The 13,539-nt window shown below is 42.4% G+C and carries 11 protein-coding genes; 5 read left to right on the forward strand and 6 right to left on the reverse strand.

Annotated elements, in window-relative coordinates; genetic code table 11:
- Nucleotides 1-553 precede the first annotated feature (553 nt).
- The 3 genes from JMX91_RS08445 (at nucleotide 554) to epmA (ending at nucleotide 3,978) form a co-directional block, all read left to right on the forward strand.
- The gene (locus JMX91_RS08445) at nucleotides 554-1,681 is read left to right on the forward strand and encodes an AI-2E family transporter (RefSeq protein WP_201548554.1); all 1,128 of its coding nucleotides are present in this window, start codon (nucleotides 554-556) and stop codon (nucleotides 1,679-1,681) included.
- 108 nt (nucleotides 1,682-1,789) lie between these two features.
- On the forward strand, nucleotides 1,790-2,899 hold the full coding sequence (locus tag JMX91_RS08450; protein WP_201548583.1) for a 4-phosphoerythronate dehydrogenase: 1,110 nt from the start codon (nucleotides 1,790-1,792) through the stop codon (nucleotides 2,897-2,899).
- Nucleotides 2,900-2,949: 50 nt separating this feature from the next.
- Entirely contained in the window at nucleotides 2,950-3,978 is a 1,029-nt protein-coding gene (gene epmA, locus JMX91_RS08455) for an EF-P lysine aminoacylase EpmA (RefSeq protein WP_201548556.1), read from the forward strand.
- Between the two features lie 158 nt (nucleotides 3,979-4,136).
- Here the strand turns inward: epmA and JMX91_RS08460 are convergent, their stop codons facing one another.
- From JMX91_RS08460 to JMX91_RS08485, 6 genes are all read right to left on the reverse strand, one after another.
- Entirely contained in the window at nucleotides 4,137-4,778 is a 642-nt protein-coding gene (locus JMX91_RS08460) for an NAD(P)H-binding protein (RefSeq protein ID WP_201548558.1), read from the reverse strand.
- 235 nt (nucleotides 4,779-5,013) lie between these two features.
- A complete protein-coding gene (locus tag JMX91_RS08465; protein WP_201548560.1) occupies nucleotides 5,014-5,463 on the reverse strand; it encodes a DUF188 domain-containing protein in 450 nt (149 codons plus the stop codon).
- Nucleotides 5,463-6,839, reverse strand: coding sequence for a 5-(carboxyamino)imidazole ribonucleotide synthase (locus JMX91_RS08470; RefSeq protein WP_201548562.1), 1,377 nt, complete (start codon nucleotides 6,837-6,839; stop codon nucleotides 5,463-5,465). The genes JMX91_RS08465 and JMX91_RS08470 overlap by 1 nt, the downstream gene beginning before the upstream one ends.
- A 197-nt stretch (nucleotides 6,840-7,036) precedes the next feature.
- Entirely contained in the window at nucleotides 7,037-7,588 is a 552-nt protein-coding gene (purE, locus tag JMX91_RS08475) for a 5-(carboxyamino)imidazole ribonucleotide mutase (RefSeq protein WP_201548564.1), read from the reverse strand.
- A gap of 107 nt (nucleotides 7,589-7,695) precedes the next feature.
- Nucleotides 7,696-8,652, reverse strand: a complete 957-nt coding sequence (locus JMX91_RS08480; protein ID WP_201548566.1) for a metallophosphoesterase — start codon at nucleotides 8,650-8,652, stop codon at nucleotides 7,696-7,698.
- Between the two features lie 103 nt (nucleotides 8,653-8,755).
- The gene (locus JMX91_RS08485; protein ID WP_165598370.1) at nucleotides 8,756-9,364 is read right to left on the reverse strand and encodes a rhomboid family intramembrane serine protease; all 609 of its coding nucleotides are present in this window, start codon (nucleotides 9,362-9,364) and stop codon (nucleotides 8,756-8,758) included.
- 413 nt (nucleotides 9,365-9,777) lie between these two features.
- Here JMX91_RS08485 and JMX91_RS08490 point away from each other — a divergent pair, with 413 nt between their 5' ends.
- Both JMX91_RS08490 and JMX91_RS08495 read left to right on the forward strand, forming a co-directional pair.
- Complete coding sequence (locus JMX91_RS08490; RefSeq protein ID WP_201548568.1) at nucleotides 9,778-11,415, forward strand: hypothetical protein; 1,638 nt, start codon at nucleotides 9,778-9,780, stop codon at nucleotides 11,413-11,415.
- A 301-nt stretch (nucleotides 11,416-11,716) separates the two neighbouring features.
- A complete protein-coding gene (locus tag JMX91_RS08495) occupies nucleotides 11,717-13,315 on the forward strand; it encodes an OmpA family protein (protein ID WP_201548570.1) in 1,599 nt (532 codons plus the stop codon).
- The last annotated feature ends 224 nt before the right edge of the window (nucleotides 13,316-13,539 follow it).

Consider the following 13,539-nt stretch of genomic DNA (forward strand, 5'->3'; position numbering starts at 1 on the left):
ACTTAACTACACTGAAAAGCTTAAAATAATTGCTTTAGTATAACATCAATTGTCGCGACAAATAGAACGCACCAGTGGATTCCCTTATAAGATAACAGTTTAAAAGCTGAACATAAAAGCAGTTTTCAAGACATCATTTTTACACACTAAATTCATGCATTATGCGCTAGTCATTATCGTCGTCATCTAGTAAGCTTGCATAGACAAAGTTGTAAGTAAAGATTACAACAACGCGTTATATAATTCACACGCTTTATTGCATAATAAAGTGTGCTAGCTGCATTTTTATTATTTTATCTATGATAATAAATGGCTATAAATTTGTAGTATGGAACTGAACACAGTCACACTATTTAATCGTCATACTATTTAGCAGTCATATTACTTAATCGTCATGTGACTCCATAAGTCCGACGCAATGCTTTTTTGTACGACTCGCAACTCTCGCTAATGGATATGGCTTACAGACAGTGTCTAAGAGCTGATATTCATCACACATTTATAAACTCGCCAGCAAAATTATCATTTGCTGTCCGCTTTTGGTTTATACGCTATGATTGAAAACTGGACAAAAGAATTTATTATTCAGCGCTTATTAGCAATTACGTTGCTAGTGGTGCTATTCGTATTGTGTTTTCAAGTGGTGCAGTTTTTTATTGTACCAGCGCTGTGGGCAGCGATTTTGGCCTATGTGACTTTTCCTATCTATAATTTCTTCCATGAAAAGGTAAAACTAAGCCCAGACTTTAGCGCCGCTATTATGACGGTGAGCATCTCACTGATAATAGGCGTGCCATTGGTCATCGGTGTATTTATCTTGCAGCAAGAAGCTTTGAGTTTAATCAGTAATTTGATTTACCGTATCAAGGTAGGTTACTTAGATGTGCCTGACTCTCTCAAAGATTTGCCTATCATCGGTCAGCAAGTAAAAGACGTACTATGGCGTATCAATAAAAACCCAGAAGGGACGCTAGAAGCTTTTCGCATTTGGGTTCAGTCGCATTTATATTATGGCAAAATAGCATTTGATGTGGTGTTCAGTAGTTTGGCCAAACTCGGTATGGCGTTAATGACGCTCTTCTTCTTTTACCGAGATGGCACCAGTCTGGTTCGGCAGATTCGTCAAGCGCTGCGTAACATCATCGGTAATCGCATTGATGGTTACATCGATTCTGTGGGTACAACTACGCGCGCTGTGGTATACGGCATTGGGCTGACGGCATTGGCTCAGGCACTATTGGCTGGTATCGGCTATTACTTCGCTGGTGCGCCAAGTCCTATCTTATTGACCATTGTCACGTTTATTATTGCCTTGATTCCATTCGGCACACCATTCGTTTGGGGAGGTGTGTCGATTTGGCTATTGAGTCAAGGGCATACTGCAGAAGGTATTGGTTTGGCACTGTGGGGTGTACTGGTGATTAGCTGGGTAGATAACTTGATTCGTCCTATCGTCATTAGCGGCGCGACCAAGATTCCTTTTATCATTATTTTTATTGGTGTACTGGGTGGTCTAACAGCGTTCGGCTTTGTCGGTTTATTTATTGGACCTGTCGTGTTGGCCATCGGGCTTGCGGTATGGCGCGAGTGGATATCACAGCATAAGAATGAGATATTTGCTCAGCAAGAGGTGATGCTTTCTGACTCTCGTGCGATAGATCCTGTGCACGAACCAGAATAATGAATCGCTAGCAAATACGATGTAAAAAATTATCGACAGAGACGATGAATAATGACGAATGAGAATATGGCAGAATCGACGAATAATAAGATCGATAAATTAAATGCAATTAAAAATATCACTATTTTAGCGGACAGCAATATCGCCAGTCTGAATGATTTTTTTAATGATTCTATGCTAGGTCAGCTGACTGAGCATAGGGTTAAAATTATCACTGTCGCTGGTCGAGATATCGATGCCGCGCTACTTGCTGATGTGCAGCCAAATGTACTGTTAATACGCTCGGTGACGAAAGTAGACGAAGCGCTACTGGTTGATAATAACAGTGTACAGTTTGTTGGGTCTGCGACTATTGGTACCGACCATGTAGATCAGGATTATCTAGCGTCTCGCAATATCACTTTTGCCAATGCGGCTGGTTGTAGCAAGCATTCTGTGGCTCAATATGTATTGACGGCTGTTTTCACTTTGCGTCCGCAGTATTGGCAGCAGTCAGCGTTATTAACATTAGGTATCATTGGTCTTGGTAATATCGGTAGTACACTTGCTCAATATGCCTATGATTTGGGTTGGCAGGTGCTAGGTTATGATCCCTTGTTACCAGCCTCTAAAACTAACAATGCTAGTCTTGAGCAGGTACTTAGCCAAAGTGACGTGATCAGTCTGCATGTACCTTTGACAAATGAAAAGAATGCGACGAATCCTAAAGGTAGTGATTACCCAACACGTCACCTTATCAACGCAGCTGCATTAGCAATGATGCCTGTCGATACGATGTTAATTAATAGTGCGCGCGGGCCTGTGATCGAAGAAGGCGCAATTAAAGCAGACATTGAGCATACTGGACGACAAGTGGTGCTAGATGTGTTTGAGCATGAGCCAGAAGTCGCAGCAAGCTTACTATCCAAACTTGCTATTGCCACACCGCATATCGCTGGCTATACGCTAGAAGGTAAGCTGCGTGGCACACAAACTATTTATGATGTCTTGTGTGAAAAATTATCGATACCTCCAACTCAATCTATGTCCAATCTGCTACCGCTAAATATGTTCCTATGGTCTGAATTAAAATCATATCCGGATAGACTGCCAAAGTTTTATAACATTATGCAGGATGATGCCTCGTTGCGAAATAAAGCAGTTGATGGGCAAGTAAATGGTGCTGATTTCGACGGTCTGAGACGTGACTACCACCTGCGCCGTGAGTGGCAGTTTTAATTAAACAAGATACTGAGCAACCAATTATTCATCAGTCGCAGTAGAGCCCAATGACTCAAGTAAATAACATTTCTTCGCAGCCTATTACTTCTAAGCCTAGCTACGCACCAACCATGACACTTGCGATGGCACAACAACGCGCGCAATTCATTAGCAATATTCGTCAGTTTTTTACCAGTCGACAAGTGCTAGAAGTGCAGACACCGCTATTATCCCAAGCAGGCAACACAGACACTTTTTTGCAGTCTGTAGCAGCTCATGTGACCTATCAAGACCGTCCGCGCACTTATTATCTGCATACCTCGCCTGAGTTTGCAATGAAGCGTTTATTAGCCAGCTGGCAAGTACCTATTTATCAGATTTGTCCTGTCTTTCGTGATAACGAGATAGGCGCGCGTCATAATATTGAATTTACGATGCTTGAATGGTATCAACCGAATTATAGTCTGGACGAGATAGCAACTGAACTTAATGAGTTGTTAGAAGCGCTTTATGGTCATTCTGTTGTGATGAGTCATTATCGCTATGTCGATGCCTTTATGGATTATGTTGGCATACATCCGTTGACAGCGAGTTTAACTGCATTGCAAGCCGTAGCAGAAGATATGGGTTTGACAGGATTTAATTTTAATAATGCTGAAGACAGTGAAGAAAACCGTCGTCAGAGCTGGTTAGATTTGTTATTCAGTCATGCCGTAGAGCCAAATCTAGGTCATGATTTGCCGACATTAATTATAGAGTATCCACCTGCGACCGCTGCACTAGCGAAGATAGCTATGGACAAAGACGGTAATAAAATTGCGAAACGTTTTGAGCTGTATATTAATGGCATTGAAATTGCCAATGCTTATGATGAGCTAGCAGATGGTCAAGCATTGCGTGACCGTTTTGAACAAGACAATCAATTGCGCGCGCGTCATAATCTACCTCAAATGCCAATCGATGAGCATCTATTAGCTGCCTCCAATGATTTGATGCCATGTAGCGGTATCGCAGTCGGTATGGATAGATTGCTAATGGTGTTGACAGGTGCAAGCAGCTTGGAAGAAGTCATTCCTTTTCCCAGTGGGCAAGCATAATTGGATGTGAATCTTTTCAATTATCAGTGATTTAAATACGTAATAAAAAGGCCGTTGCCGATTTACCAATTAGATATTGGCGAATCGACAACGACCTTTTGTATTGGCTGCTTCTAAAATTTAGCAGATACAACCAATTTTAGTAATACTAAACTTATTTATACGGTAGCAACTGCTTCATTGATATCAATGTCGCCATTGTGTAGATTGAAGACTTTGCCTATGGTGTTATCTGCGGTTAGCACCGCGGCTAGCGTTGTGGCTACATCTTCGATTGCATTCTCACCAGAGCTGGTATCATTAATAGTGATTTTGCCTGTACCAGCGCGTTCTTTTAGTGCGCCTGGCTGTACGATAGTGTAATCAAGTGAGCTGTTGTTCACTAACCAGTGATCGGCGTAGTGTTTAGAGATGTAGTATTCTTTTAGATCTGCAATACCTGGGTTTTCATCCCATTTGTCAGTTTCTAATGAAAAGACTGAACTCAGCATAATATAACGTTTAATACCTTTATCTTGTGCAGCCTGCATTGTTTTTACAGCACCGTGCAAGTCAACTTCTAGGACGTTTTTGCCACCAGATCCTGCAACAAAGTAAACAGCTTCAATGTCCTGATCCAGTTGTTTTTCAATAGAGTCTTTGCTGGCTGTAATGTCTAAATCTAGCTGAGTGTAATTATCATTATCAAATAGCTTTTCTTTCTGACGAGTCGTGCCAATAACTTGATGATCATCAGCCAATAACTGCTTAACCAAATCACCGCCCACTCGACCACTTGCACCAACGACTAAAATTTTCATAATCATTCCTATTCTTATTTAAATGCTATTTTTTGAATTATTCAGTAAGTTTATTTATCTTAAAAACTGAATATAGAGTAACAAAGATAGGTAGCACGCTTCGTTATAAAGCGTGCTGATTGAATAGTGTTTGGTTATAGAGTGTATACAGTTTGCAAGGAAGCAAACGTTGGCTAGATAATGTTACTTAATAGAAGACAGGATGGGTAGGCGTCAGATAAAACGATAAAAAGCACTAACGAACCAAGCGATTGAGACCATCGGCAAAGGCTTTTTTATCTCGATCACCGTAGGGTTTCTGACCGCTCATTTCCTGCAACTCTAGGACACCAGTACCGCGCATAGTATCCATAAAGTCGCGCATATTGAGCTTCTGCTTGATGTTGTTTTTATCGTAGACCACACCGCGCGTCGTCAATACCATACCACCTTTATCCAAAATGTCATTGGCCAAAGGAATGTCGCTAGTGATAGCCAAGTCACCAGCCTGTATCTGCTCGACGATATAATCATCCGCTTTGTCGAACCCTGATGGCACGACAGTCATAACAAGTAAGGGCGATTTGCGTAACTTAATCGGCTGATTGGCCACAAATATAGTCATGGTCTTGGTACGTTCAGCCGTTTTAATAATCAAATCTTTGGCAATCAATGGTACCGAGTCTGCGTCCACCCAAATCTGCATTATTTATTGGCCTTCTCAGATTTTGCTGAAGGAGCAGACAGGCTATCTGCTTGGCTGTCTTTATTGTCTAGAACATCAGCTGTGGCATCATTTTGAACACTGTTCTGAGTACTGTTTTTAGCATTAATCTTAACATCGACATCTGCTTTACTAGGCTGAGTATCCACGCTTGCATATTCTTTATCTAGACCAACCTTGTTTGGCAAGATAGCAACCAGTTTTGCCATAGCAGGTTCTAAATCAGTCACGTCATTAGGCATTAAGGTGATATGAGCAATCTTACGATCGTCACGCTCAGCCTTATGATAGCTATGATAATGAGCGCCATCGATATTTAACACTGCACTGATATCAGGATATTGACCCAGCACATTTACCATAATCGCAGGATGCACGTTATCTGTATCGCCTAATGGCAAATTAACCACGGCACGGATATGGTTCTCAAACTGGCTGGTAATAGCGCCTTCGATACTCCAGTGTCCAGAGTTGTGGACCCGTGGTGCGATCTCATTCGCCAATATTGCGTTATGACCGCGAGCATCTTTGGTGACGAACAATTCAAGCGCCATAACGCCGACATAGTCCAAATGGTTCATTACTTTGGTGATAGCATCTGTTGCTTGTTGAAACAGGTGACTCGTGCCAACAGCAGGTGCTTGAGTTTTGGCCAATATACCGTTGTGATGATGGTTTTCGACCAAATCGTAACAGCGTACCTGACCATTTTGCGCTCTTGCTGCAATAATAGAGACTTCACGGCTAAAATTAATAAAACCTTCAGCAATTAACGGCGCAGGTGTTGGCGTAAGTGAGCCTTTACCGCTGACAGCGTCTTTTAGATCTAGCCAAGCAGCTTTAATATCACTGTCTTGCCTGATAACGAACTGCCCCTTACCATCGTAACCACCTCGGCTGGTTTTTAGAACGATAGGCAGTCCTAATTCTTTACAAGCATGCTTGAGCTCAGCTTCAGAATTTACTTCCATAAATGGCACGGTTGCGATATCAAGCGTGTTGAACATCTGCTTTTCTTTTAGACGATCTTGAGCGATATCAAGCGCAATCAATGGTGGGAACATGCCTTGCTTGCTGCCAGATTTTGACAAGCTAACCAGTTGCTCAACAGTAGACGTTGGCGTGTTTTCAAACTCTAACGTAAAGACATCCGCTGCTGCGATAAAGTCTTCTAATTGATCACTATGAAAGACACGACCGTATAGGCTGGCAGGACATTCTGGATTGTCTTCTAAAAATACGCATTGGTAACCCAATGGCATGGCGGCTTCGGCAAGCATCATACCAAGCTGACCACCGCCTAAAATACCGATGGTACGAATGGTTTGGGTAACAGGATAAGCGTTTGCTGTAGTCATGGCAGGCTCTTTGAATAAAAGTGAATAAGGTGTCTGGTCTATTAAAATCTAAAACTCAATGGGTGAAAATAGGAAAAGGTGCACTGTATGCACCTTATCTCTAATCGGAATTTCTTAAAAGTATATATTGATAGCTTCAATCGTTAAGCCTTCAATCTAAAAGACTCTGCTATAAGAGCCGATCGACTTATATCTACCTAAGGATTGATAATACCTGGTGTTGGGCTAGCAAGAATAGTCTCAGTTTGAGCTTGGCGCATTTGGTCGAGCTTAGTAGCAATCGTATCATCATGCAATGCTAATACTTGAATTGCAAGTAGGGCAGCGTTATAAGCACCAGCAGCACCAATCGCCAAAGTACCAACAGCGACGCCTTTTGGCATTTGTACGATAGATAGTAAACTATCCCAACCGCTCAGCATAGATGACTTTACAGGGACACCAAAGACAGGTAGCGGCGTTTGGCTGGCACACATACCTGGCAGGTGAGCGGCACCGCCTGCACCAGCAATGATGACTTGTAGACCATTATCTTTTGCGCTTTTGGCATAATCAAATAATCTATCAGGCGTACGGTGTGCAGAGACCACTTCACAATCAAAAGCAATGTCAAAGTCTGCAAGCAATTGCGCAGCAGCACTCATAGTTGCCCAGTCAGACTGCGAACCCATGATGATGCCGACTTTTGGCTGACCAGCAGGGGAGGTGATTGGACCGTTCTGGTTAGCAGCAGTATTCGTGGTGCTCATGATTGGATATCCTCAAAAAGACCATCATACAAAAATTTTGCTACACTCGTAAAGCCAAGTTTGACTTTTAGTATATACATGGTGTTAATCGCATTGATATCATGACTTTATATATGCTTTTCATCATGATAATACTGAACGAAGTGATTGACCGTCAATGGTAATGGTTGTTCGGTATCCAGTTGATAGCATGTTAGATAGCCGCTATCTACTGCAGCAGAGTAGTCAGTACAGGCAACTTGTGGACTGAGTGGCTCAGGTGTGCCAGTGAGCCAATAGTGCCCGACAAACACAGGTTTATGAGTTTTTAATTCAAAGTCAATATTTTCAGCCAACGCATCAGGCGGAATTTGTGCCAATGCGGACGATGGAGCACGAGACACTTCACGAAGTGTGCGTGTATTAAGCTCATCTAGCCACCAACGTACTCGCACTCGCGTACGTTCGGTACCTTCTTTGTCTACCATCACAATACCATCAGGTAAGCCCGTTTCAACCCCTTTTAGTACTCGTTCTAAAGCGTCAAAGGCGATGGTATCTTCTTTAGCCGTTGCGATTAAACCTGCTGGAGTCAGACAGTTATCATCAGTCAGAAGGGGCTTTAGTATCGCCATGCTATCTGTATCCCAGCAAGCATGCACAAAACACGCATAGTCGGTCTCAATCCATAATGGAATTTCGTATAAACGCTGCAACCAGTACTCATGTTGCTCTGAGCCAAATGGTATCTCTGCCAAAAACGCCTCGTGTTGGCGTCTGTGGATATCATTGTGCGAGCGTAAATACTGGCTAGTATTATCAGGATCGCGCGTGGCATATGCCAACGCATTATATTCATGGTTGCCCATTACTACATCGGCTACATCAGCATCTAGCATTGCAAAGACAATTTCCAGTGTAGCTAGTTGCTGCGAACCACGATCGATCAAATCGCCGATGAACAACGCCCTGTGACCTGTTGGTGGCACGAAATGCTGACCGTTATGCTCATAGCCCAACTGATGCAGCAGACCGACCAGTTTGTCTGCATAACCATGTATATCACCGATAATATCTATAATCATAATGTATTACTAAATCTCCAATGTAGAAGTGTACCCTGCGCAAAATGGAGTTTATAAAATATTGCAGTCTTTAAAGTGCTAGCTTTATTATACGTAAAAATGTCTAAAATCCCGGTGATAGCAACGCATTGATAAAGTGCGGTAGTACTTTTGGTTCCAAAACGATCGTGGCGATAACGCCAAATGCGCCGCCCCACATATGAGCCATATGATTGATATTTGAACCACCGCGTCGATCAGCATAGATACTATAAAATATATAAGCGACGGCAAATAGTATCGCAGGAATAGGAATCACGGCAAAAAGGTAAATTCTCTCCCATGGTGCTAGCAAAATAAAAGCAAATAGCACAGCCGATACGCCGCCTGATGCGCCTAAACTTAAATAACTGGCGTTGTTCTTATTTTTCACGTAACTTGGAATCATGGCAACGATAATTGCCAACACATAAAAAACTACAAAACCGTAGCCAAATAAAAACGGCTGATACAGTCCTTCAATAGCACGCCCAAAGAAATACAAAGTAAACATGTTGAATAGCAGATGCATACTATCAGCATGAATAAAACCATGGGTCACAAAGCGATCCCATTGCCCATTGTTGACGGCTGGCGGATAGAAGATCAGTCGATTAAATAGTGTCTTGTTTTGCCAAGCTAATAAGCTGACAATAACGGTAATAATGATAATAAGCGTCGTATGATTTAACAAATGAAAATCCTTAGGCTGTGCCTGATATGTGACAATGTTACAAATGACAAGCTACAAGTGACAATATTCAAAGCCTAAGCGTTAGGGCTGAGTAAAAATAAATTTGACGTCTGATCCGTATTAAGTACTAACCATAAGCAATAGACTAATACTAACAGCAGTTGCGATAACGCGAATACCTATTGTGTGACAAAACGATGCTTTTTTATGCGGTTATAGTGAATAATGTAGCAGTGTACCATGCAACATAAGTGAAATTTTTGGAGCAAGGTTAAAGACGAGAGTAGTGTTCATTCATCCGCGCTGCAAGCAATCTTTTAGACAAAGAAGCAAAATACACAAGTGGCATGGATAAAAATAAAATAAGTGCTTAATTTTGCACATTCAAATAAGGCTGATGGAGGCAGTGGATTATGAACATTATTGACCAGCTAGAACACACAGTAACCCCAGCGGTAATTGGTAATGATGACAGCAATAATGTTGCTTATGTCAGTTTACTTGAACAGTTTTATGCTGTTTTGGCCGCGCGCCTAGCGGTGCCACAGGTCTACTCACAGCTGCTGCGTACTGATCAAATTATTACTAGCAGCAATAATGAAAGCCCTCTATTTGAACAAATATGGCAAGATAAAAGTCTGCAAGATACTATTGTCCAAGAATTGTCAGCCACCCATCACATTGATGAACAGACAACTGAGCAACTACTAATTAGTGCCGCCCCGTTGGCATATCGTGAGCTAAAAGTATTGGCCAATGGGCAGTTTTTGCCAGCATTTTTACAAGAAAAACAGGCTGCTTTACGTCCATATTTACCTATCTGGGCAGCCGCTGTGATTACGGCTACTCAAGGCGTAAATCAGCAAGTACAAACAAGCTTTAATTCAGATGATGACCATGTGCCAGTGCATTCGCCAGTAAGTGACGATATATCGAATAGAAATGATGGCACTACTTTAGATACTGGAATAGTCGCACCAATAACGAATAATGATGCAGAAAGTATAGAGCAAATATCAACTGCTGAGCGCGTAGGCACTGAAGCCCTAGATGACAATACGATTGCCAGTAGTGATGCTATTCATGCCAATCCGGCAGCCTACCATTTGGCAGAGAATAGTAACTTAAAGCGTGCACAAGTGCGCACTCGTAATCAACGAAACGATTTACTAATACGTGTGTTTTTATTGATAGTAGCTCTAGCTGCGCTTGCACTAGCAGCATGGGCATTATTAGTGAAACCCAATAATGAAATACCAGTAGAACCTGTGGCCATAGCACCTGTCGAACCACCGCCAGCACCCGTGCCTCCTGTACCAACAACGACTCCCGTTGAGCTTATTGTCGGTGTAGACAATGGCGGCAACTTGTACACTTGTAGTGCGACCGTTGGCGATGCTGCACTGCAAAGCACGTTGCAACAGGCGCTTAATACAAGCTTTGGTGAGCAGGCAAGTATTTGTGAATTAAACATACAGGATGGGGTAGCAATTACAATCGCTAATATGCCTGCGGAGACACTGCCAAATGTATTGACGATGCTACGATCAACACCATTTGCACGTTTGCATATGCAAAATGACCGTCTCACACTGGAGGCGCCAGACAATATGCTGCTGCAAAAACTGGTCACGGAAGTACGCAACTTAGTACCAGCGATGGTAGTCGAAAGTACAGCGCCACTGCTATTGCCTGATAATAGTAACATTGGTGATGCTACGAACAACATGGCAAACGCAAATAATCAGTTTGTAGATGATGGGCCGGGGATTAATAATCAATACAATAATAATGGGGTAAATAGTAACTCTGGCGAATACCAAGCATCAGATGATGATACTGGAGATCGTGTAATACCAACTCCTTTACCTAACAATAATAATAGCTTTAATAATGCGCCTAACAATCTGTCTACCAATGGCGCAAGTAATATTCCCAACAACTTTCCTTCGAATAATCAAACGACCAGACCGCCAGGCCCTTTTTCACCTTCAGAAGTGGATGAGATGGCAAATACGGTTATCGTTGCTGAACCAGCTCAAGTTAGGTAGTTTTTATAAGGCACGCTGTTTCATATGGCGTGTCTTTTTATATGGCCTATTTTTTCATGTAGCTTGGCTACAGTTACGTGTGCCAACCGAAACATTACTTACTGTATCATTTGCACAACAACGTACAGACTGTGAATAGCAGCTTAAGAATTTTATAATAATCAAAACCAAATAGAGTAGTTTGATGAATTTATCGCTACCATGACTATCTAATACTATAACGATTGAATACAAAAGAATGATATAGCTGCTTTTTGAGCAAACGAATGATATAAATAAAAATTAAGGGGAGAGCCATATTATGGATATTATTAGCCATTTGACACGCACCGTCAGCCCAGCCGTATTGGAAGATGACCGTAGCCCAGCTAAGAAAAATCTACTAGAACAGTTTTATGCCATTTTTGCTGCTCGTCTTGCAGACAACGATACTTTTAGCCGCTTTGCCAATGAAAACATCGCCCGTGACGACAATGCTTTTTATGACCGTGTATGGACAGAAGGAGCACACCGCGACCAAATCTCTCGCGAATTGGCAGGCAAACACAATGTCGATGCAACCGCTTCACGTGGTCTGATTGCGATGGCAGCGCCACTGGCTTTTCATGAGATAAAAAGCTTAGCTGGTACCACGCCCGTTCCACAATTCTTGAATGATAACCTAAATAGTTACCAGCATCATATCCCTGCATGGGCGGGTACTGTTTTGCCTGCTAGTGCAGTCGCTGCCACTTCTACTACGGCTGGCACACCAATTTCTGATACCACTAGTACAGCGCCATTACAAAAAGAAGAAGAGCCAAAAGAGAGCTTTATGAAAGCGCTGCTACCTATTATTGGTTTGATTATCTTAGGTGCATTGGCTTGGGCACTACTCAGAGGCTGCCAAGAAAACCCTGAGCCTGTAGCAACACCAGCGGCTACAGTGCAGCAAGGGGTGCAAAGTAATGAGGCACTAGCGGTTGCAGGCGCGATTGAGCCTGCATCACTGAGTATCGCAACTGGTGAAAATAGCGAGCTGTATGCTTGTCGTATGAGCGTAGGTGATGAGACACTACAAACCAATGTTATGAATGCTTTGACTGGTGCATTTGGTGACGAAGCCAATAAATGCCGTGCTGACGTTGATGATAACTTTGCAGTAGATATGCCAGCATCCGCTCAATTGGCTACGATATTACCAATTATCAAAAATGTACCGAACGCGAGTATGATTATTAAAGGTGATAACATCACTGTCAATGCTCCTGATAAAGCCGCATTGGACAAATTGGTTGCTGATTTACAAGCAGCTGCTCCTGCTATGACCGTGCAAGCTGAAGGTCCATTAGACTTACAAGGCGAGATTGACGACAGTCTGGCTGCTGCAGATGTGGCGATGACCAATCTGGGTGATAATCCAGATCCACGTGATGTTGCTCGCGCTTTAAGTATTCAGGTGATTAACTTCCAAGTAGATGAAGCGGTTATACCTGAAGTCAATAAGGCGCTGCTAGACCGTGCTGCAGAAATCATCCATAACGTACCTGATATGAAGTTGATGATTGTCGGTCATACGGACAGTCAAGCCTCTGATACCTATAATATGGAGCTGTCTCAGGAGCGTGCTGAGTCGGTGAAAGCATATCTAGTGTCTAAAGGGGTTGATGCCAGTAAACTAACTACCAAAGGCATGGGCGAATCAGAACCAATCGCGGATAATTCAACCGAACAAGGTCGCTTCCGCAATCGCCGTATTGAATTTATGGTCAATGACGAAGTGGTCAGCGCCAATGATGGCATGATGATAAACAGTGATTCGCTAGATCCAGATATGAACCCATTAGACAGTAATAATGACGATTTGTTACCAGATGGCGATGATGCTACCCAAGGTACTGCGGTAGACCCAACCAATTAATCTATTTGTTCTTATTTTGATTATAGCTACGCAGTAGTAGTTAAATGACAAAAACCGCATCCTATAAAGGTGCGGTTTTTTGCATGCTGCTTGATGATATAACCAATCCCACTTAAAAGTGTTATAAACTAATTATCAAACCTAATTGCTATCATAAAGACCATGACTTACTCATTAGATTTTCGTAAACAAGTACTAAAAAGCTTAGACGAGGGTATGACCTT

Source organism: Psychrobacter sp. Pi2-1 (genome assembly GCF_904846645.1).
In the GTDB taxonomy this organism is placed as follows: Bacteria; Pseudomonadota; Gammaproteobacteria; order Pseudomonadales; family Moraxellaceae; genus Psychrobacter.